General features: G+C 68.2%; 29 protein-coding genes and 1 pseudogene. 16 read left to right on the top strand and 14 right to left on the bottom strand.

The genetic code is table 11. The features are described 5' to 3' along the window. The 4 genes and pseudogenes from B2Y21_RS08450 to B2Y21_RS08435 form a co-directional block, all read right to left on the bottom strand. A pseudogene (locus tag B2Y21_RS08450) lies at window positions 1–317 on the bottom strand (PAS domain-containing sensor histidine kinase); the annotation flags it as partial. A gap of 76 nt (window positions 318–393) precedes the next feature. After that, complete coding sequence (locus B2Y21_RS08445) at window positions 394–969, bottom strand: hypothetical protein (protein WP_292058859.1); 576 nt, start codon at window positions 967–969, stop codon at window positions 394–396. Window positions 970–1,050: 81 nt separating this feature from the next. After that, window positions 1,051–1,467 (bottom strand): CBS domain-containing protein, encoded by a 417-nt coding sequence (locus B2Y21_RS08440; protein ID WP_292058857.1) that lies wholly within the window; start codon window positions 1,465–1,467, stop codon window positions 1,051–1,053. 83 nt (window positions 1,468–1,550) lie between these two features. Beyond that, entirely contained in the window at window positions 1,551–3,365 is a 1,815-nt protein-coding gene (locus B2Y21_RS08435; protein ID WP_292058855.1) for a vWA domain-containing protein, read from the bottom strand. 182 nt (window positions 3,366–3,547) lie between these two features. Between B2Y21_RS08435 and B2Y21_RS08430 the strand changes: the two genes are divergently transcribed. From B2Y21_RS08430 to B2Y21_RS08420, 3 genes are all read left to right on the top strand, one after another. Continuing rightward, window positions 3,548–5,413, top strand: coding sequence for a monovalent cation:proton antiporter-2 (CPA2) family protein (locus B2Y21_RS08430; RefSeq protein WP_292058853.1), 1,866 nt, complete (start codon window positions 3,548–3,550; stop codon window positions 5,411–5,413). 6 nt (window positions 5,414–5,419) lie between these two features. After that, the gene (locus B2Y21_RS08425) at window positions 5,420–6,730 is read left to right on the top strand and encodes a nicotinate phosphoribosyltransferase (RefSeq protein WP_292058851.1); all 1,311 of its coding nucleotides are present in this window, start codon (window positions 5,420–5,422) and stop codon (window positions 6,728–6,730) included. A gap of 80 nt (window positions 6,731–6,810) precedes the next feature. Further along, a complete protein-coding gene (locus tag B2Y21_RS08420; RefSeq protein ID WP_087140983.1) occupies window positions 6,811–7,383 on the top strand; it encodes an NADPH-dependent FMN reductase in 573 nt (190 codons plus the stop codon). Between the two features lie 7 nt (window positions 7,384–7,390). On the opposite strand, the gene B2Y21_RS08415 is transcribed toward B2Y21_RS08420, so the two are convergent. Together B2Y21_RS08415 and B2Y21_RS08410 are read right to left on the bottom strand one after the other, a co-directional pair. Beyond that, a complete protein-coding gene (locus B2Y21_RS08415; protein WP_292058849.1) occupies window positions 7,391–8,056 on the bottom strand; it encodes a class I SAM-dependent methyltransferase in 666 nt (221 codons plus the stop codon). Next, the gene (locus B2Y21_RS08410) at window positions 8,043–8,618 is read right to left on the bottom strand and encodes a hypothetical protein (protein ID WP_292058847.1); all 576 of its coding nucleotides are present in this window, start codon (window positions 8,616–8,618) and stop codon (window positions 8,043–8,045) included. Before B2Y21_RS08410 ends, B2Y21_RS08415 begins: the two co-directional genes overlap by 14 nt. 124 nt (window positions 8,619–8,742) lie before the next feature. On the opposite strand from B2Y21_RS08410, the gene B2Y21_RS08405 reads away from it, so the two are divergent. The 3 genes from B2Y21_RS08405 to B2Y21_RS08395 all read left to right on the top strand — a co-directional run bounded on the left by B2Y21_RS08405 (window position 8,743) and on the right by B2Y21_RS08395 (window position 10,403). Then, on the top strand, window positions 8,743–9,150 hold the full coding sequence (locus B2Y21_RS08405; protein WP_046651673.1) for a hypothetical protein: 408 nt from the start codon (window positions 8,743–8,745) through the stop codon (window positions 9,148–9,150). Then, complete coding sequence (locus tag B2Y21_RS08400) at window positions 9,150–9,347, top strand: helix-turn-helix transcriptional regulator (RefSeq protein WP_003163619.1); 198 nt, start codon at window positions 9,150–9,152, stop codon at window positions 9,345–9,347. Before B2Y21_RS08405 ends, B2Y21_RS08400 begins: the two co-directional genes overlap by 1 nt. 126 nt (window positions 9,348–9,473) lie before the next feature. Further along, window positions 9,474–10,403, top strand: coding sequence for an alpha/beta fold hydrolase (locus B2Y21_RS08395; protein ID WP_292058844.1), 930 nt, complete (start codon window positions 9,474–9,476; stop codon window positions 10,401–10,403). Between the two features lie 7 nt (window positions 10,404–10,410). Here B2Y21_RS08395 and B2Y21_RS08390 read toward each other — a convergent pair whose 3' ends face one another. Both B2Y21_RS08390 and B2Y21_RS08385 read right to left on the bottom strand, forming a co-directional pair. Next, complete coding sequence (locus B2Y21_RS08390; RefSeq protein WP_292058842.1) at window positions 10,411–11,253, bottom strand: DUF3298 domain-containing protein; 843 nt, start codon at window positions 11,251–11,253, stop codon at window positions 10,411–10,413. A 25-nt stretch (window positions 11,254–11,278) separates the two neighbouring features. After that, window positions 11,279–12,298: a UbiA family prenyltransferase gene (locus B2Y21_RS08385; RefSeq protein WP_292058840.1), complete on the bottom strand. Its 1,020-nt coding sequence runs from the start codon at window positions 12,296–12,298 to the stop codon at window positions 11,279–11,281. Window positions 12,299–12,424: 126 nt separating this feature from the next. Between B2Y21_RS08385 and B2Y21_RS08380 the strand changes: the two genes are divergently transcribed. Together B2Y21_RS08380 and B2Y21_RS08375 are read left to right on the top strand one after the other, a co-directional pair. Continuing rightward, complete coding sequence (locus B2Y21_RS08380; RefSeq protein ID WP_200167180.1) at window positions 12,425–12,640, top strand: DUF4287 domain-containing protein; 216 nt, start codon at window positions 12,425–12,427, stop codon at window positions 12,638–12,640. 97 nt (window positions 12,641–12,737) lie between these two features. Then, window positions 12,738–13,934, top strand: coding sequence for an MFS transporter (locus B2Y21_RS08375; RefSeq protein WP_292058837.1), 1,197 nt, complete (start codon window positions 12,738–12,740; stop codon window positions 13,932–13,934). Here the strand turns inward: B2Y21_RS08375 and B2Y21_RS08370 are convergent. Beyond that, on the bottom strand, window positions 13,898–14,824 hold the full coding sequence (locus B2Y21_RS08370; RefSeq protein WP_292058835.1) for a LytTR family DNA-binding domain-containing protein: 927 nt from the start codon (window positions 14,822–14,824) through the stop codon (window positions 13,898–13,900). The two genes, B2Y21_RS08375 and B2Y21_RS08370, sit on opposite strands and share 37 nt — an antisense overlap. 12 nt (window positions 14,825–14,836) lie before the next feature. On the opposite strand from B2Y21_RS08370, the gene B2Y21_RS08365 reads away from it, so the two are divergent. Together B2Y21_RS08365 and B2Y21_RS08360 are read left to right on the top strand one after the other, a co-directional pair. After that, the gene (locus B2Y21_RS08365) at window positions 14,837–16,123 is read left to right on the top strand and encodes an acyltransferase family protein (protein WP_292058834.1); all 1,287 of its coding nucleotides are present in this window, start codon (window positions 14,837–14,839) and stop codon (window positions 16,121–16,123) included. Next, on the top strand, window positions 16,120–16,758 hold the full coding sequence (locus B2Y21_RS08360; protein ID WP_292058832.1) for a hypothetical protein: 639 nt from the start codon (window positions 16,120–16,122) through the stop codon (window positions 16,756–16,758). The genes B2Y21_RS08365 and B2Y21_RS08360 overlap by 4 nt, the downstream gene beginning before the upstream one ends. A gap of 6 nt (window positions 16,759–16,764) precedes the next feature. On the opposite strand, the gene ppk2 is transcribed toward B2Y21_RS08360, so the two are convergent. Then, entirely contained in the window at window positions 16,765–17,508 is a 744-nt protein-coding gene (gene ppk2 / locus B2Y21_RS08355) for a polyphosphate kinase 2 (RefSeq protein ID WP_292058831.1), read from the bottom strand. Between the two features lie 95 nt (window positions 17,509–17,603). Between ppk2 and B2Y21_RS08350 the strand changes: the two genes are divergently transcribed. Beyond that, the gene (locus tag B2Y21_RS08350; protein ID WP_292058829.1) at window positions 17,604–18,701 is read left to right on the top strand and encodes a serine hydrolase domain-containing protein; all 1,098 of its coding nucleotides are present in this window, start codon (window positions 17,604–17,606) and stop codon (window positions 18,699–18,701) included. Window positions 18,702–19,070: 369 nt separating this feature from the next. Beyond that, window positions 19,071–19,274: a cold-shock protein gene (locus tag B2Y21_RS08345; protein ID WP_087140970.1), complete on the top strand. Its 204-nt coding sequence runs from the start codon at window positions 19,071–19,073 to the stop codon at window positions 19,272–19,274. Window positions 19,275–19,368: 94 nt separating this feature from the next. Here B2Y21_RS08345 and B2Y21_RS08340 read toward each other — a convergent pair whose 3' ends face one another. Further along, window positions 19,369–20,340 (bottom strand): hypothetical protein, encoded by a 972-nt coding sequence (locus tag B2Y21_RS08340; RefSeq protein WP_292058825.1) that lies wholly within the window; start codon window positions 20,338–20,340, stop codon window positions 19,369–19,371. Window positions 20,341–20,484: 144 nt separating this feature from the next. On the opposite strand from B2Y21_RS08340, the gene B2Y21_RS08335 reads away from it, so the two are divergent. Then, window positions 20,485–20,868 (top strand): VOC family protein, encoded by a 384-nt coding sequence (locus B2Y21_RS08335; protein WP_292058823.1) that lies wholly within the window; start codon window positions 20,485–20,487, stop codon window positions 20,866–20,868. On the opposite strand, the gene B2Y21_RS08330 is transcribed toward B2Y21_RS08335, so the two are convergent. From B2Y21_RS08330 to B2Y21_RS08320, 3 genes are all read right to left on the bottom strand, one after another. After that, window positions 20,865–22,010 carry an acyltransferase family protein gene (locus B2Y21_RS08330; protein ID WP_292058821.1) on the bottom strand — a complete coding sequence of 382 codons (1,146 nt, stop codon included), beginning with the start codon at window positions 22,008–22,010 and terminating at the stop codon, window positions 20,865–20,867. The two genes, B2Y21_RS08335 and B2Y21_RS08330, sit on opposite strands and share 4 nt — an antisense overlap. Before the next feature lie 83 nt (window positions 22,011–22,093). Then, window positions 22,094–22,684, bottom strand: a complete 591-nt coding sequence (gene folE / locus B2Y21_RS08325; RefSeq protein WP_200168169.1) for a GTP cyclohydrolase I FolE — start codon at window positions 22,682–22,684, stop codon at window positions 22,094–22,096. A gap of 70 nt (window positions 22,685–22,754) precedes the next feature. After that, the gene (locus tag B2Y21_RS08320) at window positions 22,755–23,750 is read right to left on the bottom strand and encodes an OmpA family protein (RefSeq protein WP_292058819.1); all 996 of its coding nucleotides are present in this window, start codon (window positions 23,748–23,750) and stop codon (window positions 22,755–22,757) included. Window positions 23,751–23,942: 192 nt separating this feature from the next. On the opposite strand from B2Y21_RS08320, the gene fliQ reads away from it, so the two are divergent. The 3 genes from fliQ to B2Y21_RS08305 form a co-directional block, all read left to right on the top strand. After that, complete coding sequence (gene fliQ / locus B2Y21_RS08315) at window positions 23,943–24,206, top strand: flagellar biosynthesis protein FliQ (RefSeq protein WP_003163604.1); 264 nt, start codon at window positions 23,943–23,945, stop codon at window positions 24,204–24,206. Window positions 24,207–24,228: 22 nt separating this feature from the next. Beyond that, window positions 24,229–24,999, top strand: coding sequence for a flagellar biosynthetic protein FliR (gene fliR, locus B2Y21_RS08310; RefSeq protein ID WP_292058816.1), 771 nt, complete (start codon window positions 24,229–24,231; stop codon window positions 24,997–24,999). Continuing rightward, the coding region (locus B2Y21_RS08305) for an EscU/YscU/HrcU family type III secretion system export apparatus switch protein (protein WP_292058815.1) at window positions 24,992–25,815 on the top strand (824 nt) is incomplete at its 3' end. The genes fliR and B2Y21_RS08305, both read left to right, overlap by 8 nt.

Raw genomic sequence — 25,815 nt, 5'->3', positions numbered from 1 at the left:
CTGTCCAGCGCCTGCACCGGCTGGCCGGGCGCCTGGGCCAGGACACGGGCGGCGGCGTCCAGGGCGCGGTCGGTCTGAGCGGCGCGGGCCTCGACCTGTGCGGCGGCCAGGCGGGCTTCCAGCATCAGGGTTTCCAGCCGCGCGGCCTCGACTTCGCGGCTGGGGCGGCTGTTCTCGCGCGCGAACAGCATGACATAGGCCGCCAAAGCCAGCGCCACGGCGAGCGCAAGGATGCGAACCCAGGGCGCGGATCGCGCGGCCTGGTGGTCCGTGGCCCGACGGCCAGACCCGTAACTGCGGCGCTCAGTGCCCCGCAAGGGCGATTCTCCTGTGATGGTTCGACAGGGAATCTAGGCTGCGTCGCGGAATCCGTCGAGGGGGCGCGCCCCGGTCTTAGACCTCTGCTCCGGCGACGTCGCCTGAGGGCGCGCGCGCGGGGGGCGGGGCGGGGATTTCGGTCATGCGGCGCAGGATGGACTGGGCCTTGCGCGCCAGGCGCAGGGACTCCGGCGGGGCGTCGTCCGGGGCCTCGGCCACCGAGGCCATCAGCTCTCGCGCCAGCTCCATCAGATCCGGCGCCGCTGCGATCAGGCGGGCCTGAAACTCCACCCGCTGCGGGTCACGGTCGTATTCGGCGCCGGGCACGCGCCAGCCGCCCCAGTCCGCCTTGTCGGTGACGACGACCGGATAGCTGCCGGGGAAGGGGTGGTGGGCGCAGTCGGCCGGATCCTGCCACTTGTTGCGTGCGCGCAGGATGCGCCAGTCGCCCAGGGCCTCGGCGGCCGGATCCTCGGATGAGACCTGCAGTTCTGCGGCCGCGAACTCACGACCCAGACCCACGTCGTAGGTGATGCGGACCGGCTCGTCGAAGCCCTTGGCCCAGACGGGCATGACCTTCTCGACCTGGGCCCAGACGCCGACGCTCTCGACCCAGACCTTCTGGCCTTTCTGGAACTGGGCGCGCGCCATTCCGGAATTCCCTCGTGCAAAGAGGGGAAGGATGCGGCCCCGGCCGTTATCGTCGGGTTCCGTGAAATGGTTAGCGGCGGTTTAACCCTGAGGGCGGGAAATCTCTTCCAGCGCCTCGCCGGCGTAGCGTTCCTTGACCCGCGTCGACAGGTCGCCCAGCGAGACCACGCCGACCAGGCGGCCGTCCTTGTCCACGACAGGCAAGCGACGGATCTGGCGCGAGGACATCAGGTCCAGCGCGACCTTCAGGTCGTCGTCGGCCCGCACCACCAGGGCGTCGCGCGACAGGACGTCCAGCACCCGCGCCTCCGGCCCCGCGCCCGAGGCGACGGCGCGCACCACGATGTCGCGGTCGGTCAGGGCGCCGATCAGCCGGTCGCCGTCGGCCACGGGGATGAAGCCGAAATCGCCCGCCGCCATGCGTCCGGCGACGTTCTGAAGGGTGTCTTCGGGGCGGGCGACCTGCACGTCCTTGCTCATCACGTCGCGAATCTTCATGGCCATCTCCCTTGGCGCGGCCGTTGCGGCCTGGCCTTAAGGAACCCGCGCCGCCGGTCGCGGTTCCGGCGGCGCGGGGCAGGCTAGGGCTCGCGACGTTCGGGCAGGCTCTGGGCGGCGCGAACCAGTTGCACGAACTCGGCCCGCTCGCCGTAGGGATCGGCGCCGCGCGCGCCCTGGGCCAGGTCCAGCACCCGATCCCAGCCGTAGTCCGGCGCCATCCAGGGATCGCCGCGCAGCTTCTGGCCGAAGGCGGCGACGGCCAGGGCCCAGCGCGCGGCCTCGGGCGGAGCGTCGGCGCGCGAACGGTCGGTCAACGGCTGCTGGATCAGCTCAGAACGGTCCTGGCCGGGCTGTTTGTAGCGCACTTGGATGAAGCCCAGTTCGCCGTTCGGGTCGCCGCCGCCGGTCGCGATGCGGTTGTCGGGATAGCGGCGCTCAGGGATTTGCGTCGGCCCGCCGACAGGCGTGATTTCATACAGGGCCGTGACGGAGGCGCCCGAGCCGACCTCGCCCGCATCGACGGCGTCGTTGTTGAAGTCTTCCTCGTTCAGCAGGCGGGTTTCATAGCCGATCAGCCGCCATTCGGCGACGCGAGCGGGGTTGAACTCGACCTGGATTTTCACGTCGTCGGCGATAGGGAAGGCGCCCCGGTCGAACATCGGCCCGAACAGACGGCGCGCTTCGTTCAGATCATCGACATAGGCCGCCGTGCCGTTGCCCGCCTGGGCGATCGCCTGCATCCGCGCGTCCTGATAGTTGCCGCGTCCGAAGCCGTAGACGGACAGGTAGATCCCCGTCTTGCGCTTGTCGGCGACGTAGTCCTCCAGCCGCTTGTCGTCAGTGACGCCGACGTTGAAGTCGCCGTCCGTGAACATCAGGATGCGGTTGACCTTGTCACGGCCGAAGCTGGCCTGGGCCTGGTCATAGGCGTTGGTCATGCCGGTGGCCCCGGCCGTGCCGCCCGAAGCTCGCAAGGAGGCGACCGCGCAGCGCAGCTTCAGCTTCTGCGTCCCTGCGGTGGGGGCCAGCGTCGTGCCGGCGCCCTCGGCGTAATAGGCCACGGCGACGCGATCCTGGGGCCGCAGGCGGTCGATGATCAGGTTCATCGACTGCTTGGCCAGATCCAGCTTGTCCGGGCTGTTCATCGAGCCGGACACGTCGACCAGGAAGGTCAGGTTCAGCGGGCGGCGCTGGTTCTCGGGCAGTTCATAGCCCTGAAGACCCACATGGACGATCCGGCGGCCTTCGGACCACGGCGAGGCCGTGGTGGTCGTGGTGACGGCGAAGGGCCGCGCAGCCGAGGTCGGTCGGGCGTAGCCGTAGTCGAAGTAGTTGATCATCTCCTCAACCCGCACGGCGTCACGCGGCGGAGCCCTGCCGTTGTCGATGAAGCGACGGACGTTGGCGTAGGCGGCGGTGTCCACGTCGATGGAGAAGGTCGAGACCGGCTGATCCGCCGTACGCTTGACCGCATTGGGCGTGGTGTCGGGATAGCGTTCGGTATCGACGGGACGCGGCGGCAGGGGAGGGCCGGGGGGATAGGGACCGATGCGCGACCCGCTGACGACCACGCCGTTCACGGTGGCAGGCGGGGCGGCGTACTCGACTCGGTCTTCCTTCTTGGTCGCTTCGATCGACAGGACGGCGGGCGGAGGCGGCGCGGGCTGGGGCGGCCGTGATCGCAGGACGGGCGGACGCGCATGGGACGGCGGCGACAGGTCGAAGCCGAATTCGCGACAGGCGGCCGGGCTGGGCGTTCCGTCCTGCACCACAGGCGGCGGAACGGGCGCGGCGCCGACCGGGGCGGCGGTCATGAGGGCGGCGACGGCGACCAGCGTCAGGCTAGCCGGGCGATGCTGGAATCCGGCGGCGCGGCGCCGTGGATGCTGGGGCATTGATCGATCTCCTCCAACCCTGTCTCGTCCATGAAGAATGACGATGTTCGGCGGAACTAAGGCGAAGGTTCTTCGCGTAGGCGCATCGCCGCCGCCCTGTGGCGCAGATGCTGTGGTGAGGAACCCCCTCGCTATTCAGTCCTTTCGTCCCCACTATGAAGGCTCAAGCATAAGGGTGAGCGATGGCCGAGGCTGCGACGGGACTGGAACTGGGCCATGTGGCGGCCCTCTTGGCGGCGGGCGTGGTGGCCGTGCCGATCTTCCGCAAGCTGGGGCTGGGCTCGGTGCTCGGCTATCTGGCGGCGGGCGTCGCCATCGGTCCTTTCGGCCTGGCCCTGTTCCGCGAGCCGCAGACCATCCTGCATGTCGCCGAGTTCGGCGTGGTCATCTTCCTGTTCATCATCGGTCTGGAGATGCGGCCCAAGCGGCTGTGGGGGATGCGCAAGGAAATCTTCGGCCTGGGTTCGGCCCAGGTCGGTCTGGCGGGTCTGGCCCTGACGCTGGTGGCCATGGCGGCGGGCGTTTCGGCGCCGGTGGCCTTTGTCGGGGCCATGGGCTTCGTCATGTCCTCGACCGCCGTCATCGTGCAGATGCTGGAAGAGCGCGGCGACCTGCCGACGCCCAGCGGACAGCGGGCGGTGTCCATCCTGCTGTTCGAAGATTTGGCCATCGTGCCTCTGCTGGCCATCGTCGCCCTGCTGGGCGCGTCGATGGGGCAGTCGGCCGAGAGCACGACGCCCCTGTGGCAGTCGATCGGCCTGGCCCTGGCGGCCCTGGTGGGCGTGCTGGTCGTGGGCATCTACGCCATCAATCCGGTGTTCCGCTTCCTGGCCCGCAACGGCGGGCGCGAGGTGATGACGGCCGCCGCCCTGCTGGTGGTGGCGGGCACGGCCTGGATCATGGACGGGGTCGGCCTGTCGATGGCCATGGGCGCCTTCCTGGCCGGGGTGCTGCTGTCCGACTCGACCTTCCGGCATCAGCTGGAAGCGGACGTCGAGCCGTTCCGCGCCATTCTGCTGGGCTTGTTCTTCCTGTCGGTCGGGATGGCGCTGGACATCGGCGTGGTCGTCAACGACTGGCGCATCGTCTTGGCGGGGCTGGCGGCCTTCATGGTGGTCAAGGCCCTGGTCATCTATGTCGTCGCCCGCGTGTTCAAGGCGCGCCACCATGAGGCGATCGAGCGCGCGGCCCTGTTCGCGCAAGGCGGCGAGTTCGCCTTCGTCCTCTACAGCGCGGCCGCCACGGCGGGGGTGATCGACGCCCAGGCGGGCGCGGCCCTGACGGCCATCGTCATCCTGTCGATGGCGCTGACGCCGCTGACGACCCTGGCGCTGAAACGGCTCCTGCCGAAGGAAGCGGGCCTGTCGCCGGAAGACGCCGAGGGCGTGGACGCCGCCGACGGCCTGCGCGGCCAGGTGCTGATCATCGGCTTCGGCCGTTTCGCCCAGGTGGTGTCGCAGCCGCTGCTGGCGCGCGACGTGGACGTGTCGATCATCGAGAACGATGTGGAGATGATCCAGGCGGCCGGCAACTTCGGCTTCAAGGTCTACTACGGCGACGGCACGCGCCTCGACACGCTTCGGGCCTCGGGCGCGGGCAAGGCCGAGGCGGTGCTGGTCTGCGTCGACAAGCCGGAGGCCGCCGACAAGATCGTGCAACTGGTCAAGTCCGAGTTCCCCGGCGTGAAGCTGATGGTGCGGGCCTTCGACCGCGGCCACTCGCTGCGCCTGATCCAGGCGGGGGTCGACTATCAGGTGCGTGAGACCTTTGAGTCCGCCCTCCGGTTCGGCCAGGCCGTGCTGGAGGAGCTGGGCCTGCCGGAAGACGAGGTCGCCGACGTCATCGCCGACGTGCGCCGTCGCGACGAGGCGCGCCTGGACCTGGATCTGACCGGCGGGCTGAAGGCCGGGGCCGCCCTGATGCGGGGCAATATGCCGACGCCGCAGCCGACGCCCTACATCAAGCCGCACCGCGAAGGGCGTCTGGTCAATGAGGACGAGGCCCCGCCCGAGGCCGTCATCGAACCGGCTGCACAGAAGGCGGACTGAGCAGGTATGGCGAGCATTGATCTGGCCAAGCGGGCCTATGACCATGGCTGGCGTCTGGACCCCATCGTCCGCAGCCTGCTGGACACCGACTTCTACAAGCTGCTGATGCTGCAGCTGATCTGGCGCCGGTTCCGCGACGTGCCGGTGACCTTCTCGGTCATCAACCGCACGACATCGGTGCGGGTGGCCGATGAGGTGGACGAGGCCGAACTGCGCGCCCAGCTGGACCACGCCCGGTCCCTGCGCTTCACCAATCGCGAACTGATCTGGCTGGGCGGCAACACCTTCTATGGGGTGAGGCAGATCTTCAGCCCGGACTTTCTGGCGTGGCTGGCTGACTATCGCCTGCCGGACTACGACCTGTCGCGCAGCGCTGACGGCCAGTATCGGCTGGAGTTTTCGGGAAGCTGGGCCGACGTCACCCTGTGGGAAATCCCCGCCCTGTCGATCCTGAACGAGCTGCGCAGCCGCCGCGCCTTGCGCCGCATGGGCCGGTTCGAACTGGACATCCTCTATTCGCGCGCCAAGACCAAGCTGTGGAGCAAGATCGAGCGGCTGAGAAAACTGGAGCCGCTGGCCCTGTCCGACTTCGGCACGCGCCGCCGCCACGGCTTCCTGTGGCAGGGCTGGTGCGTCGAGGCGCTGAAGGAGGGGCTAGGCGGCGCCTTCATCGGCACCTCCAACGTGCTGCTGGCCATGAACAACGACCTTGAGGCCATCGGCACCAACGGTCACGAACTGCCCATGGTGCTGGCCGCCATGGCGGGCGAGGACGAGGCGGCTCTGCGCGCGGCGCCCTATCGGGTGCTGGAGGAATGGCGGGCGGCCTATGACGGCAATCTGCTGATCGCCCTGCCGGACGCCTTCGGCACGCAAGCCTTCCTCGACGACGCGCCCGACTGGCTGGCTGACTGGAAGGGCTTCCGCCCCGATTCCGCCCCGCCGATCGAGGGCGGCGAGATCATCATGAAGTGGTGGGCGTCCAAGGGCCGCGACCCGCGCGAGCGTCTGCTGGTGCTGGCCGACGGGCTGGACGTCGACGGCATCGAGGCAGCCCACGCCAATTTCAAGGGCCGGGTGCGGACCAGCTTCGGCTGGGGCACCAATCTGACCAACGACTTCCGCGACTGCGCGCCTGTCGAGGCGCCCGAACTGCTGCCCCTGTCGCTGGTCTGCAAGGTGACGCAGGCGGCGGGGCGTCCGGCGGTGAAACTGTCGGACAACGTCGAAAAGGCCACCGGCGACCGGGCCGAGATCGAACGCTATCTGCGCGTGTTCGGCGAGGCGGGGCGCGGGCGTCAGGCCGTGCGCGTCTGAGACGGAACCGCTAAGCTTGGTTGGACATTTGGCTATCAGCGGCGCCGGGCGCCGCCCATAATTTCAGCGGGACGCCTCTCATGACCACCTATAACGTCGGCTACATCATCGGCAGCCTGTCCAAGGGCTCGATCAACCGCAAGCTGGCCAAGGCCCTGGTCAAGCTGGCGCCCGAGAAGCTGCATTTCCACGAGATCGGTTTCGCCGACCTGCCGCTCTATTCCTATGACTACGACGCCGACTATCCGGCCGTGGCCGAGACCTTCAAGGCGGCGATCAAGCGCTCGGACGCCATCCTGATCGTCACGCCGGAATACAATCGCTCCATGCCCGGCGGGCTGAAGAACGCCCTGGACTGGGCCAGCCGCCCTTATGGAACCAACGCCTTCAAGAACAAGCCGACGGCGGTCATCGGCGCCTCGCCCGGTTCGATCGGCACGGCGGTGGCGCAACAGGCGCTGCGGCCCGTCCTGGGCTTCCTGCAAGCGCCGCAGATGAACACGGTCGAGGCCTATATCCAGATGACGCCGGGCCTGATCGATGATGACGGCAACGTCACGGTCGCCAGCACCGAGCAGTTCCTGCGCGACTATATGGAAGCCTTCCATCAGCACATGGCGCGGGTGCTGACCGTCCTGCCGCGCGACGCCTGAGGGGCTTTTACGCCTCCAGCGCCCAGACCCGCGTGCGCTTGACCTCCTGGTCCTCCAGTTCGCGCGTGGTCGGCACGCGGTATTCGGCCAGCAGGCTGAGGCCCTCCTTCGGGAAGTAGGTGCGGCCGGGGTCGCCCACCCGCACCTCGGCCCCCGCCGCGCGCGCCTGCTTCAGCCAGGCCAGCATCGCCTCGGCCATCGGTCCTTCATAGAAGACGTCCCCGGCGCAGATCAGGTCGAACGCCTGGGGCGGCGCCTCCAGCAGATTGTCGGCGGTGAAGGCGATCTCGACGCTGTTGGCCTCAGCGTTCGCAGCCACGGCGGCGGCGCAGAAGGGATCGATGTCGGCGGCCAGCACCGAGGCCGCGCCCGCCTTCATCGCTGCGATCGCCACCAGGCCCGAACCCGTCGCCAGGTCCAGAACGCGACGCCCGGCGACTTCGTCGGGATGGTCCAGCAGCCAGCGCGCCAGCGCCTGTCCGCCCGCCCAGGCGAAGGCCCAGAACGGCGGCGGCAGGCCCATCTCGCCCAGTTCTTCCTCCGTCAGCTTCCAGATGGGCGTGACCTCGTCGGCCAGCCACAGGGCAATCTCGGGCGTGTGGGAGACGGGCTGAAGGCGGGTGTTGTCGCGGATGAAGCGGGCGGGGTCGGCGATCCGTCTAGTCGAGCTCACGGGCGCCCTCGATCACGGCCTGATAGACCAGCGACCGATCCGGTCCGCGCGTCATGTGCAGCAGCACCCAGGTCGAACCCTTGCGCGCCACGACCACCCGCAGCTGATCGTTGAACACGCCGTCGGCGAACCCGGCGGGCGCGACCTTGTCGCTGAGCAGGATCAACGACCCCATGCCCGAGCCGCAGCGGGCGATGCCGGTGCAGGCGAAAACGGTTTCATAGCCGCCCTCGCGCAACGCTTCCTCATAGTGGCGCGCCATGTCGATCGGCGCGACGGCGGGGCGGATGGCGTAGTCCAGGTGGCTGATCTGGCCCTGCAGGCGCAGGGCGTTTTCCGGGGCGGCGCCTTCGGCCACCGGGCCGGTCGGCAGGGTGATCTCGGCCACCGACAACTGACGCCAGGCGCGGATGCGCGCGCCGTCCATGCGCGGCAGGTCGTCATGGTCACGCGCGCCCCGCACGTCCTGCTCGACCGGGGGCGGGGCAGGCGAGGCGGCGGACGCCGCAAGGGGCGCGACGGCCGTCAGAACGGCCAGGACGAAGGCGGGAAGGCTACGCATGCCGACAAGCTAGGGGCCGCCGAAGCGGCTGGCAAGAAAGTCAGGACAGGCTGATAAAAAGTCAGGTTGACATGACACATTGGTGATGTAAGGTTTACCTTACACAAAGTCAGGAGCGCCTGCCATGTTGACCCTTTCCAAACAACAGACCCCCGCCGGGCGCCGCTACGTCCTGCGGACGTTCGCCTTCATGGTCCCCTATGTGGCGATCTGCGTGGCGATGATGACCACCGACGCCTTCGACGGCGTGATGGGGCGCCCTGCGGGTTGGGTGCTGGCGGCCGCCGTGGCCGCTCCGGTCATCGGCCAGATCTGGGCGACGCTGGCCCTGATGCGGGAAAGCGATGAGTTCGTGCGCATGGTCACGGCCAAGCAGTTCATCATCGCCTCCGGCCTGGCGATGGCGGCCGCGACCTTCTGGGGCTTCGGCGAGACGTTCGCCGGGGCGCCGCATCTGCCGGCGTGGCTGATCTATCCGCTGTTCTGGGCGGCCTTTGGCCTGGTTTCGCCCTTCATCCGGTCGTCGAACTGATGAAGAACCGGCTGAAATTGCTGCGCGTCGAGCGCAACTGGACCCAGGAGCAACTGGGGCAGGCGCTGGGGGTGTCGCGCCAGGCGGTTAACGCCCTGGAGACCGAGAAGCACGACCCTTCGCTCGACCTGGCCTATCGCATCGCCGCCCTGTTCGAGCGGCCGGTCGAGGACATCTTCGAGAACCCGCACGCCTGACGCGTAAAGTCAGGAAAACCTTACTCTCCTGTTTCGCTTCATCGCCGTCCTCTTCGGGGCCGCCCCGAGGAACGAACCCTGCTGTGCGCTGAACAGCGGGCAGGGCCAACCCACAAAGGAAACGCCATGACCAAGATCTCCGCCCCCGCCAAGACCCTGCGCGCCTTCATCCTGGCCGCCGCCGTCGGCTTCAGCGCCGCCAGCATCGTCTCTCCCGCCCAGGCCGAACCGGCCCGAGCGGAAGCGCCCGCCTTCGTCTCCGATCGGCTGTCGGTCGAGGTGATGGGGCAGGGGTCGGACGTGATCCTGATCCCCGGTTTCGCCTCCTCGCGCGAGGTGTGGCGGCCGCTGGCCCGGCGTCTGTCGGCGACGCATCGCGCCCATCTGGTGCAACTGGCCGGTTTCGCGGGCGAGGCGTGGACGCACGGCGACGGCGCCTTCGTCCAACCCGCCGTCGATGAACTCGCGCGCTATGCGGCGACGCTGGACCGGCCCGCCGTCATCGGCCATTCGATGGGCGGGCTCAGCGGTCTTCTGCTGGCGCAACAGCGTCCCGAGGCGATCAGCCGCGTGATGAGCGTCGACAGCCTGCCCTTCTTCAGCGCCATGTTCGGCCCGCAGGTCACGCCGCAGACGGCCAAGCCCTTCGCCGATCAGGCCGCCGCCTCCATCCTGAACGCGGACGAAGCGGCCTTCCGCGTTCAGCAGGAACGCACCGCTGTCGGCATGATGCGCGACGAGGCCGGGCGCGCCGCCATGGTCGACTGGTCGATGGCCTCGAACCGCCAGGCGATGGCCTCGGCGATCCGCGAGGTGATGACGACCGATGCGCGGCCCGGTCTGGCGGCCATGACCACGCCGATATGGGCGGTCTACGCCTCGGACGCGGACGGCGGGGCGCCTGCCGCCATGGCCGACGCCCTGTGGAGCCGCGAATACGCCGCCCTGCCGGGCGTGACGCTGAAGCGCGTCGACGACGCCCGGCACTTCATCATGATCGATCAGCCTGACCGGCTGGACGCCCTGGTCGACGCCTTCCTGAAGAACGAGGACTGATCGCGGATCAGGCGGCGGGCGCCTTCAGCCGCAGGTCGTCGGTGACGTCGCCCGCCTTGGCCGGCGTCCCCTGAAACTCGCCCGCGTATTCCGGCGACAGGGCGCTCTGGAAGGCCGACAGCGGCAGCGTCAGGTAATAGGCGCCCTCGACGTAGGGGCCGACGGCATAGGCGTCGAGCAGGAAGGTCAGGCCGCCCGCCTTGCCGGGAACCGAACCGGGCGCCAGGGCCACGGCCACGTCCTTCAACTTGGGGCAGGCCCACATCTCGCCGGTGGTCGAGACCGGCTCGGCGCCGGGACGCTTGGTCTTGGCGGTGTTCACCGCCTGGCACAGGGCGCGCTCCAGATTGGTCGTGTCGGCCTTGTCGGCGAACAGTTCGGCGGCGGCGATGCGACGGGCCTCGGCCTTGTCCCACAGCAGGCCGGTGGCGACCGTGTTCGGGTGGGCGCCGCCCGAATAGTCGAAGTCGGTCCGCATCAGGCTGAACAGGCGGCCGGTCTCGATCGGGGCGCCGTAGACGATGGTCTTCTCATAGGGCGGCATGCCCTCGGGCGAGCCCGCCTCGGTGCGGTCTGCCTGGGCTCCCTCGGCGTATTCCTTCAGCTTGGCCACCTCGTCGCGGTACAGCGGGGTGTAGAGCGCCGGATAGGACAGCACGTTTTCCGGCAGGCTCAGGCTGACCTTGGCGTAGGGCGTGGCGCTGTCGTACTTCAGTGGCCCCTCGACGGCGTGGGCGGAGGCGGCCGGCGCGGCGGGCGTCTCCTTCTTCTCATTGCGCTGGCACGCGGCGAGCGAGGCCGCGACGGCGGCGGTGACGAGAAGGACGCGAAGGGGGCGCGAAGGGATCATGCCGGGCTCCTTTGGAACGGTTCGATCAGAAAGCTAGGCCGTTGAACGCGATGGCGGCCAGAAGGATCAACCCCGCATCGCGATTTGATTTGAAAAGACGCAGGGAAAGTTTCGGGTCGTCCGGCTGCAACCGCCGCACCTGCCAGACGAAATGCAGGGCGTAGAGCGCCAGACCGACATAGAAGACTGGCCCCAGACCCGCGACGTAGCCCGCTGCGCCGGCCAGGGCCACGGCCAGGATGTAAAAGACGGCCACGCCTTCCTTCACCTTGCCGCCCAGCGCCCGCGCCGAGGACTTCACCCCGGCCATGACGTCGTCCTCAATGTCCTGCAGCGCGTAGATGGTGTCGTAGCCCAGGGTCCAGAAGATCCCGCCCGCGTAGAGCAGCGCCGCGGACAGGGCCAGGTTCCCCATGCGGTTCAGCCCTTCCGCCATCCAGTAGCTGTCGCCGCTGAGCTTGACCTGCAGCACATAGAGCCAGCCCAGGGCGAACAGCCCCCCCGTCGCCGCGGCGAAGCCCAGCAGGGCGCCCCAGTTGAAGGTCAGGCCCAGCCACGCCTGGGGCCACCACGTGATGCGCTTCATGAAGGGATAGGCCGCCACCAGTCCCAACGACAGGGCGCCCAGCAGCACCGACGTCAGGTTCATCGTCAGCAGGATGCACAGGCTGACCAGCGACAGGCCGCCGACGAAGGCCCACGCCTGCTTCACGCTGATCTGCCCCGCCGGAATGGGGCGCAGGGCGGTGCGGGCCACCTGGGCGTCGAAGTCGCGGTCGACGATGTCGTTCACGGCGCAGCCCGCCCCGCGCATCAGGGCCGCGCCGATGGCGAAGCCGACGATCAGCCATAGCTCATAGCCGCCGAACGGCCGGTCATACTGGTTCAGCGCCAGCATGATCCCCTGCCAGCCGGGCAGCAGCAGCAGCCACGTCCCGATCGGCCGGTCGAAGCGGCCCAGCTTCAGCCAGGGCTTCAGCCGTTCGGGCGCATGGCGGTCGACCCAGTTCTGGCCGGCGGCGTCGGGAAGCGGGGCTGTGTTCATGCAAGGGGTCTTAGACCTGGATGACGCTGCGGGTGAAGAGGGGGCCGTTGAAACGGCGTTTTGCAAGACGTTGCATCGGCGCGTCAGGCCGCCTTTACTGACGCCGAAGCAGAGAGCGAGCCGCCGATGACCGAAGCGCCGATCAAGGGCCCCGCGTCCTACTTCCCCTCCATCGAGAAAAAGTACGGCCGCCCCGTCGCCGAGTGGAAGGCGGAGATTCGCGCCGGCTATCCGGCTAAGCACATGGAATTGGTCGCCATGTTGAAGGACGAGCACGACATGGGACACGGCCACGCCAACGCCCTTGTGGCGCACACCCTGGCGGAAGACGGACTGAAATAGCGCTCTGACCGCCCTCTGGCGGAAAGGCGAAGTCTCAGATTTATGAAGTTTGCGGCCCAGGCTGGACAGTGAGCGCCGTATCCGCCACTGGGCGCGAATGGCTCGCAGCTCCATCCCCCGCAGCGTCTGGATTCTGGGCCTCGTCAGCCTGCTGATGGATGTCTCGTCGGAGATGATCCAGACGCTTCTGCCCATCTATCTGGTGGTCGGACTGGGCGCTTCGGCGGTGATGATCGGTCTGGTCGAAGGCTTTTCCGTCGTCGTGGCGACGGCGGTGAAGTTCCTGTCGGGCTTCTGGTCGGATCGTATTTCGCGGCCCAAGTGGCTGGCGGTCGCGGGCTATGGGCTGGCGGCCCTGTCCAAGCCGATCTTCCCTCTGGCGGCCTCGGTCGAGGGGGTGTTGCTGGCCAAGGGCGTGGACCGGATCGGCAAGGGCATCCGCACCGCCCCGCGCGACGCCCTGGTCGCCGTCGTGACGCCGCCGGACATTCGCGGCCGCGCCTTCGGCCTGAGAAAGTCGCTGGATACGGTCGGGGGCTTTGTCGGCCCCTTGCTGGCGATCGGGCTGATGGTCCTGCTGGCGAACGACATCAAGGCGGTGTTCTGGCTGGCCTCCATTCCCGCCTTCCTGGCTGTGGCCCTGCTGGTCGGCGGCGTGTCCGACCCGCCGCGCCCGGACGAGGGAGCGAAGAAGCCGCCCAGCCTGAAGGGGGCGCTGCGTCTGGACGCCGCCACCTGGACCATGATCGCCTTGACGGCGGTGATCGGTCTGGCGCGGTTCAGTGAGTCCTTCCTGCTGATGAAGGGGCTGGACGTCGGCGTCCCGGCCGCCTTCGCGCCGGCGGCCATCGTGCTGCTGCACCTGGTGTTCGGCCTGGCCGCCTTCCCGGTGGGGGCGCTGTCGGACCGCATCGGCCGCACCTCCCTGCTGCTGCTCAGCCTGGTCTTCCTGGCCGCCGCCGACGTGGCGCTGGCGCTGGCCGGAAACCAGGTCGTCTTCTATCTGGGCGTGGCGCTGTGGGGCCTGCACATGGGCTTTTCGCAAGGCCTGCTGATGACCCTGATCGCCGATGCGGCGCCCGCCCATCTGCGCGGCTCGGCGTTTGGTCTGTTCGCGCTGATCTCGGGTCTGATCGCGTTGGCGGGTAATGTGGCGGCGGGTCTGTTGTGGGACGGCTTCGGCCCGCAGGCGACCTTTGCGGTCGGCGCGGTGTTGAGCCTCGTCTGCGCCCTGGGCATCGCCGGGTGGATGCGGCTTCAGGCGGCGCGCAGCCGCTCCAGCGCCTCGGAGTAACGACGCGACAGCGGGGCCTCCAGAGCGCCCAACTCCACCGTCCAGTCGCCTGAACCTTCAGGCCGCAGGCCCGTCATCCGCGCGGCGTTGACCAGCCAGCCTCGGTGCGTCCGCACGAAGCCGAAGCGCGTCAGCTCGCCCTCGACCGCCGCCAGGGTGACGCGCATCAGGGGTCTGCGCCCGTCGGCCAGCGCGAACTCGACATAGTTGCCCGCCGAGGTTGCGGCCAGAATGTCGTCCAGCGGCGCCCGGATCAGCCGCGTCCCGTCGCGGATGTCGAAGCTGACGGGCCGCAGCGGCGTCTCGCGCGCCTCGCGCAGACTGCGCACGCCCCAGAAGACGCCGATGAACAGGGCGTAGCTCAGCCCATCCTTGCGCAGCTCATAGATGAACTTCTCCACGGGCGGGCCATAGTCATAGACCTCGCCCAGCAGGGCGTAGACGCCGTGCCGCATCGCCACCATCAGCACGACGTGCAGCAGGCTGTAGAGGCAGGCGGCGCCCAGATGTACGGCCAGAAACCGCCCTCGCGCCCGCCAGCCTTCGTGCAGCAGCGATGACGGCGCGGCGCCCGCCGCCCGCCACGGCAGCCAGATCACCAGCGCCAGCGCCAGGGCGCTGGACCCCTCCCACACCCACGGCGCCCATGCCCGCAGGCCCGGCCAGTCGGCCTGCACCGTCAGGGCGTTGACCACCAGGAAGCCCAGGGTGACGGCGATGATGATCGGGCCGCCGGTCAGCAGGTCGCGCCGGTCCGCTCCGTTCGTCCCGACAGGCGCGCCGCTCGTCCCGGCGCTCCGCGATCCGGCCCCGGCGTCCGACCGAACGGCCCCAGCGCCTTGTCGGGAGTGCGACGCACGCGGCACGGCGGATGGCGTCGTTTCCGTCATTTCAGGTCGCCCATGTCCTCAGAACCCCTCGTACCCGAACCCCTCGCAGTCGCCCGCCGCCATGACCTGGACTGGATCCGGGTCGGGGCCTTCCTGCTGTTGATCCTCTATCACGTCGGCATGTTCTACGTGCCTTGGGACTGGCATGTGAACAGCCCGCAGCCGGTTGAGTGGCTGGAGCCGGTGATGCAACTGACCAACCCCTGGCGGCTGACGCTGCTGTTTCTGGTCTCGGGCGCCGCGACCCGTTTCCTGTTCGACAGCTTCCAGCGTGAGGGAAGGGGCGCCGCACGCCGTTTCGCCGGGTCGCGCACCTGGCGGCTGCTGCCGCCGCTGCTGTTCGCCATGTTCGTGATCGTGCCGCCGCAGTCCTATTACGAAGTGGTCGAGGCGGCGCAGGGGTTGGGCGTGGTCGATCCGGCGCGCTCGCCCTGGCTGGCTGACTTCTGGCTGAAATACGCCGCGGGGACCGGCGGCTGGTGCGACGCCGACGGCTGCCTGACCACGCCGACGTGGAACCACATGTGGTTCGTGGCCTATCTGTTCGTCTACAGTCTGGTGCTCGCCGGTTTGTTGGCGTTCGGACGGGGGTTGCTGCCCGCGATCCAGTCAGGGCTGGAGCGGGCCCTGAAGGGCTGGGGCCTGCTGATCTGGCCGGTGTTGTGGCTGTTCGTTCTGCGCTGGACCCTGGCGCGGATCTTCCCGACGACCCACGCCCTGACCGACGACTGGTACAACCACGCGGTGTCGTTCAGCGCCTTTTTGTTCGGCTTCCTCAGCGTTCGTTCGGCGGTGCTGAAGGCGGCCTATGAGCGGCTGCGGCGACCGGCGCTGATCCTGGCCCTGTGCGCCTGGGCGGGATGGGCCGCCTATGCCTGGACCTATCGCGACGCGGGAACCCCGCCTGAGGCGCTGAGGGCCGCCATGCGACTGATCTACGCCATCGACCAATGGGCCTTCATCGCCGCCGTGCTGGGCTATGGCGCGCGTTATCTGAACCGGGACGGGCCGTGGCTGCGCTATCTGACGGGCGGCGTCTTCTGCTTCTACATCGTGCACCAGACGATCACCGTGGTCGCGGCCTATCATCTGTCGAAGCTGGGCCTGCCGCAGGGGCTGGAGGCGGGGCTGCTGATCGCCGTCACCTTCGGCGGCTGCTGGGCCGCCTATGAGGTCGCGCGTCGCCTGGGACCGCTGGGCCTGCTGCTGGGCGTGAAGACCCGCGCCGGGCTTGCGCGCCGGGATCGTCCCGCTAGGCTCGACCCTCCAGAACATCAGCCGGTCGGACAGGACGGATGACGACACGCACCAAGCCCCCATTCCCCTGGCTGCTGGCCCTGACCTGGCTGGTGCTGCTGGGCGCGGCTGTCGGGGGCTTCCTGACCGGCGAGTTCAGCGTCACCTTTGTCGGCGCCGGGACGTTTCTGCTGACCCTGGTCCCGTTCTGGCTGGCGCCGCGCGTGGGGCTGAACCTGCCGATCGGCTTCGTCACCGCCATCGCCGTCTTCCTGTGCGCCACCCTGTTCCTGGGCGAGATGGGCGACTTCTACGAGCGCTATTGGTGGTGGGACGTGGTGCTGCACGGCGGTTCGGCCGTGGCCTTCGGCCTGGTCGGCGCCCTGCTGATGCTGATGCTGGTGCAGGGCAGCCAGTTGAAGGCTGCGCCCCTGACGGTGGCCTTCTTCGCCTTCTGCTTCGCCGTGACCATCGGCGCCCTGTGGGAGATCTGGGAGTTCATGCTGGACCAGGTGTTCGGCCTCAACACCCAGAAGTCCGGCCTGGTCGACACCATGTGGGATCTGATCGTCGATTCCATCGGCGCCCTGATCGGGGCGGGCGCCGGCTGGGCCTATCTGAAGGGGCGCGAAGGCGGGCCGCTGGTGCGGGCCCTGCGCGCCTTCATCGACAAGAACCGGCGCCTGTTCGGCGGCTGAAGACGTCTATTCCGCCAGCCGCCCCTGCGCCTCATCGCCGGGGAAGACCACGTCCGGGTCGGGTTCGCGGCACTCCAGACCGGGGCGGTTCAGGCGGCGCAGGACGTGGCGCAGGATGTTCAGCCGCGCAGTCTTCTTCTTGTCGGTCGCCACCACGGTCCAGGGGGCGTAGTCGACATGGGTCCGCTTCAGCATCTCGTCGCGGGCGGCGGAATAGGCGCTCCAGCGGGCCTGGGCCTCGGCGTCCAGGGACGAGACCTTGAACCGTTTCAGCGGGTGGTCGACGCGCTCCTCCAGGCGGCGGGCCTGTTCGTCGCGGCTGATGTCCAGCCACAGCTTGATCAGGATGACGCCCGACTGAGTCAGCATCCGCTCGAAATGCGGGGCGTCGTGCAGGAAGCGCTCATGCTGTTCGGGCGTGCAGAAGCCCATGACCGGCTCGACCCCGGCCCGGTTGTACCAGGAGCGGTTGAAGATCACGATCTCGCCCGCCGCCGGCAGATGGGCGGCGTAGCGCTGGAAATACCACTGGGTCGTCTCGCGGTCAGTCGGTTTGGGCAGGGCGACGACCCGCGTCTGCCGCGGGGCCATGTATTCGGTCATGCGCTTGATCGCCCCGTCCTTGCCGGCGGCGTCGCGCCCCTCGAAGACGATGACGACCTTCAGCCCCTGTTCGATGGCCCAGGCCTGGGTCTCGACCATCTGGATCTGCAGGGCTTCCAGGATGTCGGCGTAGTCGTCCTTGGCCATGGGCGTGTCCTTGTGTCGCGATCGGCGAACCTTGCGGCGAATTCACTGGCGTCGCCAGCCTCGCCGTTCAGGGTGCAACGCAAAAGGAGCCGAAAATGATCAATCGTCGTCATGTCCTGGCCGTCGGCGCGGCGGTCGCGGTTGCACCTACGGTGGTGCGCGCGGAAGGCGAGGCGGCGTTCGACGCCGCCCTGACGACGGCCTTCGAGGCGGTCAAGCCGGTCGCCTTGGCGGGCGGGCTCGTGACGGCTCAAGGTCTGGCCTGGTCCGGCGTGCGCGGCGTGCGGCGCGCGGGAGAGGACGCTTCGGCGACGACGGACGACCGCTGGCACCTGGGCTCCAACACCAAGGCGATGACGGCGGCGCTGTTCGCCCGCCTGGTCGAGCAGGGACGGGCGCGCTGGGCCATGCCGCTGACCGAGGCCTTTCCTGACCTGGCGATCGACGCGGGCTGGGACGGCGCGACGCTGGACGATTTCATGACCCACACGGCGGGTCTGAAGGACGAGGCGGTCATGGGCATGGCCTGGCTGATGACCGCTCGCGCCGATCCTCAATCCCTGGCCGAGCAGCGCCGCGCCATCGTCGAGAAGGCGCTGGCCGCCCCGCCGTCGGGCGCACGCGGGACGTTCGCCTATGGCAACGCCAACTATGTGCTGGTCGGGGCGGCGATCGAGACCATCACCGGCGGTTCATGGGAAGAGTCCATGCAGGCCGAGGTGTTCAGGCCGCTGGGCCTGACCTCGGCGGGGTTCGGCGCTCCGGCCGGAAGCGACAACGCCTGGGGCCACCGCCGCATGGGCGAGACGGCGCTGCCGATGGATCCGGCTGATCCGGGGGCGGACAATCCTCTGGCGCTCGGCCCGGCGGGCACGGTTCATATGACGGCGGCTGACTACGCCCGCTTCCTTCAGGTCTTCCTGACCGAGGGCGGCGGCTGGCTGAAGCCCGAGACGGTGCGGCGTCTGGTCACGCCGGGCGAGGGGCGCAACTACGCTCACGGCTGGATCGCCCTGCCGCCCCAACCCTGGGCCAAGGGGCCGGTGATCGCCCATGAGGGCTCCAACACCTTGTGGCACGCCATCGCCCTGGTCGATCCGGCGGGCGGACGCGCGGTCTTCGGCCTGTCCAACGACGGCGGGCGCGGCGGCCCGGCCTGTCAGGCCATGGCTATGGAAATGCTGCGTATCTGAGCGCCGCCCCGGCGCCTTCTGCGCATCAGGAGCGGTGTTTCTTCGGCGTTTGCGCCAGGCGGGGCGTGGTCTGTTCGGTCATGTGCAGTCGTCGGACTATACCACTGCGCGCCGGTGCGTCGTCGCCTGGGCGCGACGGAGCGCAAGTTGCGCGCGCCGCGGCGAAATTAACTGTAAAGCCTGTCAGCTGGGTTTCGCTTTACAGTTGACCGCTGTGGATAGTCGGGTGACAACATCGCCGCAGCCCGGATTTCACGTGGGGTCCAAACCCGCGTCTTGCTCCTTCGCCTGAACGAGCTTGTCCAGATGGGCTGACGGGCGCTCCTGCTAGGACGTCCGCCTGGAAAAGCGCGTTTACGGAGACGCAATATGGCGACCGGCACGGTCAAGTGGTTCAACCCCACGAAGGGCTTCGGCTTCATTCAACCCGACACGGGCGGCGCGGACGTTTTCGTCCACATCACCGCAGTGCAAAAGGCGGGTCTGGTGGGTCTCGATGACAACGCCAAGGTCGAGTACGAGCTGGAATCCCAGCGCGGCAAGACCTCGGCAGTGGATCTCAAGCTCCTCTAAGGCCTTACGGACCTTCTGGTTCGTGAAAAAAGAAGAAGACGCGGAGGGCGACCTCCGCGTCTTTTTTATTGGGCCTCGCTGCTCTGCTCGGCGGCTAGTCGGTGAAATAGCCCGAGGCGTCGACGAAGGCCTGGACGACGGCCGGGTCCGAGTAATCCAGTTCGAGCATGGTCTTCAGCGCCGCCGCCTTGTCCGGCGCGCGCTCATAATAGCCGCGCGTGATCGCATAGCCGACGTAGTAGCCGAGATCGCGTACGCCGAAGGCGTTGTCGGCGCTGTTGTAGAGCCAGCCGCTGAAGTCCTCGCTCGCCATATCCTGGCGGAAGGCGGCCTTGATCGCCGCGTCATGCGCCGGGCCATAGGTCACATAGGCCAGGTCGGGCATCCGGCCCGTCACCTGTTCGGCGACGAAATCGGCCACGCCCTCATAGACGGCCTGGGCCAGCAGGTTGGGGCGCTCGCCTTCTTGCTGGGTGTGGACCACCTCGTGCACCGCCAGCAGGTCCAGGTTCTCCAGCGGCTTGCTGGCCAAGTAGGAGGCGAAGAAGCGCTGAAGCCCGGCCGGCATTTCAGAGGTGTCGACGCTCTCGTCGCCGGTCGCCATTTCGACGCCCAGCAGCACCTTGTCGCCTTGCGTCGTCCCGGCGGATCGCAGGGCGCCGACCTCGAAATAGATCCCGGCCGGGCGCAACTCGGGATAGAGGGCGCGGAACCGCTCCAGATGCCCCTCGAGCCGCGTCAGGGCGCCGGCGGCCAGCGCCGTGCGAGGCCGCACCGAGTCCCAATAGGCCGGATAGGCGCGGATGGCCTGAAGATAGGTGTCCGCCGTATAGCCCTTGGCCTCCATGAAGGCGGCCAGACCCGGCGTTCCGGCGTCGATGTAGAGTCTTTGGAACACGGCCTTCTGGGCTTCCGGCGACGTCTCCGCGCGAACGGCGTCATAGGCTGTCCAGAAGCGGGCGACGTCGCTGTCTTCCAACCGGATCGGGGAGGGGCTCTGTTGAGCGGCTGCGCCCGTCGCCAGCAGGCTGAGGCCCAGGGTGATCGTCAAAGCCAGTCGGCGCATGGATGATCCTTCTCTCAAGGTCCGGAAAAGGACAACCGCCACGCCTGCTGTGTCAAATGAAACGCCGGTAATGTCGGGGCGGAGTCACGCGGCAGGGATCGTCCTCGCCTGCGGTTGGTTGTCTCCTGACAAGGGAGAACCATCATGCTCAAGGACAAGAACTCCTCGGCCATCGTGGCGGTGAAGGATCTGGAGCGCGCCAGGGCCTTCTATTCCGACGTGCTGGGTCTGAACCTGGCGAACACCGGCATGGACGGGGTGCTGGGCTATCGCACCGGGAACACCTGGCTGACGGTCTATCGCTCGGACTTCGCCGGGACGAACCAGGCCAACGCCGTGACCTGGGACGTGGGCGTCGAGGTGGACGACATCGTCGCCGACCTGAAGACCAAGGGCGTCGCCTTCGAGCGTTACGACGGCATGGCGCATGACGGCGACGTCCATGTCGCCGGGCCGCTGCGTCTGGCCTGGTTCAAGGATCCGGACGGCAACATCCTGCATCTGGTCGGCGGGGCGGGCGGGGCCTAGCCCTCCAGCGAGACGACCGGCTGGCTGACGGCGGCGCCCTTGCCGCGCGCCTTCAGCCAGGCGCGGATGCGGTTCTGGATCGGCTGGTCGATCAGATAGTGCAGGCCGAAGGCGAAGACGAAGGCCGCCAGCACGCCCAGAACCCACAAGCCCCAACGCCAGGTCTCGCCCAGCGACAGCTTGTTGGCGAAGGCCTCGGCCAGGCCGAACCAGGCGATGCGCACCACTTCGTTCGAGATGAACATGGAGAAGGACACCATGGCCGCCGCCTCGACCAGCCTGGACGGCCGCTTGGTCGGCACGGCGCCCGCCGCCAGGATGATGATGGAGATGAAGACCAGCGACAGCAGGGCGTTCTTGTCGAAATACTGGGCGACGGCCAGGCCGACGGCGGCCAGCACCCCGGCCCAACCGGCGACGCGGGCGTTGATCCACACGCCTTGCGCGAACCAGGCCAGTCCCATGCCCAGGATGAACAGGGGCAGGGCGCGCCAGATGCCCAGGTTCAGCGGCATCTGATAGACGGGATATTTCAGGACCGCCCAGCTCAGCTCATTGGCGGCCAGATAGCCGACGACCACCAGGATCAGCGCCGTCCACGGCCCGATCCGGCTGAGGCCCCGCAGCACGAAGGGGAAGGCGACGTAGCAGCCCAGCAGCGCCGAGATCGACCAGGTCGGGGCGTTCCAGCCCAGGCCGCCGTGCACGCCGAACGACTGCACCAGGGCCGCCTGGGCGGGAAGCTGGTCCCAGGCGAACCACTCGGGATGGCTGGGCGGCATGCCCGCGGCGGTGGCCGCCAGCACCAGCGCCACCAGCAGGCCCAAGACGATCAGGTGCGCCGGATAAACCCTCAAGGCCCGCTTCAGGAAGAAGTCGCTCTTCGACATCCGGCCCGAGCCGACCGCGCGGCCATAGACCCTCATCAGCACGTATCCGCTGTCGATCAGGAAGAAGTTGGTCAGCAGGAAGCCGCCGCGCTCGAACACGGGATGCAGCCCCTCGGCCAGGGGGATGGGCGCCGACATCTGGAAGTGATGCAGGATGATCAGGGCGGCCACGATGAAGCGCAGCGCGTCCAGCCAACCGCCGCGCATGATCGGCGGCGGTTCATTCCGGGACGAAAACACAGCCTGCAGCATCACGACCCCCTTGTTCGAATGCTGTTACGCAAGAACGGGGCCGTTGCCCTCCTTCACAGTCAGAAAAGGAGGGAAAGGAGCTTTTAGCCTCGCGCCAGCCGCATGAATTCCTCGCGCGTGCGGGGGTCTTCGCGGACGACGCCCAGCAGGCAGCTGGTGATCAGGCTGGCGCCGGGGACGTCGACGCCGCGCATGGTCATGCAGCTGTGTTCGGCCTCGATGACCACGCCGACGCCGTGGGGGCGCAGCACGTCCTGGATGGCGTTGGCGATCTCGGACGTCATCTTCTCCTGGATCTGCAGGCGGCGGGCGAAGCCGCGCACCACGCGGGCCAGCTTGGAGATGCCCACGACCCGGTCGGTCGGCAGATAGGCGACGTGCGCCTTGCCCACCACCGGCAGCATGTGATGCTCGCAGAAGCTGACGAAGCGGATGTCCTTCAGGACGACCAGTTCGTCGTAGCCGCCGACTTCCTCGAAGGTCTTTTCCAGATAGTCGCGCGGTTCGACCTCATAGCCCTGGAACAGTTCGCGATAGGACTTGGCCACGCGCTTGGGCGTTTCGATCAGGCCTTCGCGCTCAGGATTGTCGCCGGCCCAGCGGATCAGGGTGCGGACGGCGGCTTCGGCTTCTTCCTGGGAAACGGCGGGGGAGGAGGGGGTCTGGTCGCTCATGAAAGGCTGCATACCTCCCCTGCACAGGTTTTGGAAACGGCGCCGCTGTTTAAAACCGCTTCTGCCCCGATCAGGGCAGGCGGACCAGTTCGACGCGGCGATTGCGGGCGCGGCCCTCGTCGCTGGCGTTGTCGGCTGCCGGCTTGTCGGCGCCGAAGCCCTTGGCCTCCAGCCGCTTGGCGTCGATCCCTTGCTGCGTCAGGGCGGCGACCACGGCGCGGGCGCGTTCTTCGGACAGCGGACGATTGCGGGCGGGCGCGCCGGTGTTGTCGGTGTGGCCTTCGACGGACAGGCGCAGGCTCGTTTCGTCCTTCAGCATCTGGGCCATGGCGTCGATCTGGGGGCGCGAGGCGTCCAGGATGTCGGCCTTGTCCAGCGCGAACTCCACCGGCACCGCGACGCGGCCGTCGGCGGCGATCTTGCGCGCCAGTTCGCTGGCGGGCAGTAGGCCGGCGGTCGGCGCCAGGGCCTTGGCCTCGACCACCGCCATCGAGCCTTGCGCGCTGCCGACATACAGGTGGACCCAGACCGTGCGGTCGGCCTGGCGGATCACCCAGGTCTGCGACGGGCCGTTATAGATGTCGCCGATGCCGTTCAGCGACGCCATCTGCACCGCCTCTGGCAGGGCGTGGGCGGCGTCGCTGGGAATCTGGCCGTCAAAGATGCGAACGGCGCCCGCCTCTTTCAGCGCGTGCTCCATGTTCCGCAGCAGCTCCAGCCGCGAGAAGCTCTTGCCGGTGTCGTTGGTGATCTGGGTCTGATGAACGCGGCCTTCGATCATTTCGAACCGGGCGCCGGTCCAGAAGGGGAAGTCGGCGAAGTCGTGCGCCTCGCTGTTCTGCGGCTTGTAGCCCTCGGGCAGGCGCAGATAGGGGAAGTCGCCCAGGCTGGCGCTCGACAGGGCCACGCTGTTCACGTCGAAGGGACCGGCGGCGGCGGCCGAGGCGCCCTCGGCCGGAGCCGTCGCCGCTTCAGTCTGTTCCGGCGCCTTGTTGTCGCACGCGGCGACCAGCAACGCCGAGGTCGCGATCGTCAGGACGGAGGCGAGGCGCAGGAACGGTTTCATGAGGCATCCTTCAGGCGTTGATCGGGGGGAGGGTGAAAACGTTTGTCTAGTCGCCGCTGTTGTCAATCGCATGAAGCGGCATCGACCGGAACATCGGTCTCATTTCATCGTCCTAACGTCGCGTTAACCATCCTGTCGGCATTTTCTGCCCACTGTCCCGTGCGTGTGTTCGGGGCGCCTCGGGGATCGGCGATGAGCGGCGCGGAAGTTCTGGATGTGGGTCGCGACGCCCTGTGGCTGACGATCCAGCTGTGCCTGCCGGCTCTGATCGTGGCCCTGGTGGTCGGCGTGGCCATCGGCCTGTTCCAGGCCCTGACCCAAATCCAGGAGCAGACTCTGGTTTATGCGCCCAAGATCATCGCCATCTTCGTGTCGTTGCTGCTGTTCCTGCCGCTGATGGGCGCCCTGCTGGGCGGCTTCATGCGCGAGATCGCCGCGCGCATCGCGGGCATGTAGGGCGGGGCTGTAGGGCAGGAAGATGGAGCCTTACGCCACGGCGGAACAGGTCTGGGCCGGAGGGCTGATCTTCGCGCGCGTCGGCGCGATCCTGATGATGCTGCCCGGCTTCGGCGAATCCTATGTTCCGCCGAGGGTCCGTCTGTCGCTGGCCCTGGTGCTGTCGCTGGCGTTGTGGCCCATCGTGGGCGGCGCCCTGCCGGCCCTGCCCGCCACGCTGGGCGCCACCGTCGGCTGGGTGATGCGCGAGGTGCTGACCGGCCTGGCCATCGGCGCCATCCTGCGCAGCTTCATGACCGCCCTGACCACGGCGGGCGAGATCGTCTCCCTGCAGACGACGCTGGGCTTCTCCCAGACCGCCAACCCCCTGCAGGCCCAGCCGGGCACGACCTTGTCGGCCTTTCTGATGCTGCTGGGCGTGACGCTGGTGTTCGCCACCAACACCCATCACCTGTTCATCGGCGGCATGGTCGGATCGTATGAGGCCATCGCCCCGGCCAAGCCGCTGATCGTTTCGGACTTCACCCAGATGGCGGTGAAGACCCTGAGCCAGAGCTTCATGCTCGGGGTGCAGCTGGCGGCGCCGGTTCTGGTGTTCGCCCTGATCTTCAACCTGGCCTCGGGCCTGGTGGCGCGGGTCATGCCCAGCTTCCAAGTCTATTTCGCCGCGGCGCCCTTGAGCGTCATCCTGGGCCTGTCGGTGTTCACGCTCAGCCTGGGCGTGGTGGGAACCGTCTTCATCGACCGCTACCGCTCGGTGGCGGCCTTCTTCACGGGAGGCGCCGTTGGCTGACGGCCCCGATCCCGAGTCGAAAACAGAAGACGCCACCCCGCGAAAACTCGAGGAAGCGCGCAAAAAGGGCGACGTCGCCAAGTCGCCGGACGTGGCGGCGGCGCTGTCTCTGGCCGGGGCGGCCGGCGTGCTGCTGGCGGGCGGCGGCTGGTTTTCGACCCGGATCGCCGAGTCCCTGACGCCCTTCCTGGCCCAGCCGCACGCCATGATCGGCGGGCTGGAGGCGGGCGGAGGCGTCGAGATCGGCATGCACGCCGTCTGGGCGGCGGCGCCGTTCCTGGCGGCCTTGATGTTCGCGGTCATCCTGGGCGGGGTCGGCGGCAATCTGGCGCAGTCGGGCCTCATCTTCACCGCCGACAAGGTCAAGCCGAAGTGGTCCAAGGTGAATCCGCTGGAGGGCTTCAAGCGCATCTTCGGCCCGGACGGCCTGGTGCAGTTCCTCAAGACCTTCATCAAGCTGGTCGCCATCGGCGCCGTCTGCTGGTGGGTGCTGAAGCCCCACGCGCGCGAGTTCGAGAACCTGGCCGCCATGAGCCCGGCGATGATCCTGCCGTTCGCGCGCGACCTGGCGCTGGCGTTGATGCTGTCGGCCTTGATCTTCCTGTCGCTGACGGCGGGGGCTGACTATCTGTGGCAGCGGATGCGCTTCGCCAAGCGGATGCGGATGACCAAGGAAGAGCTGAAGGAAGACTTCAAACAGTCCGACGGCGACCCGCACGTCAAGGCCAAGCTACGTCAGATCCGCATGCAGCGCGGCCGTCAGCGGATGATGCAGGCTGTGCCGGACGCCACCGTCATCATCACCAACCCGACCCA

It is taken from the genome of Brevundimonas sp. UBA5936 (genome assembly GCA_002430835.1).
Lineage (GTDB): Bacteria > Pseudomonadota > Alphaproteobacteria > Caulobacterales > Caulobacteraceae > Brevundimonas.
Note: the sequence above shows the minus strand (reverse complement) of the source record. Positions and strands in the feature narration are given on the sequence as shown.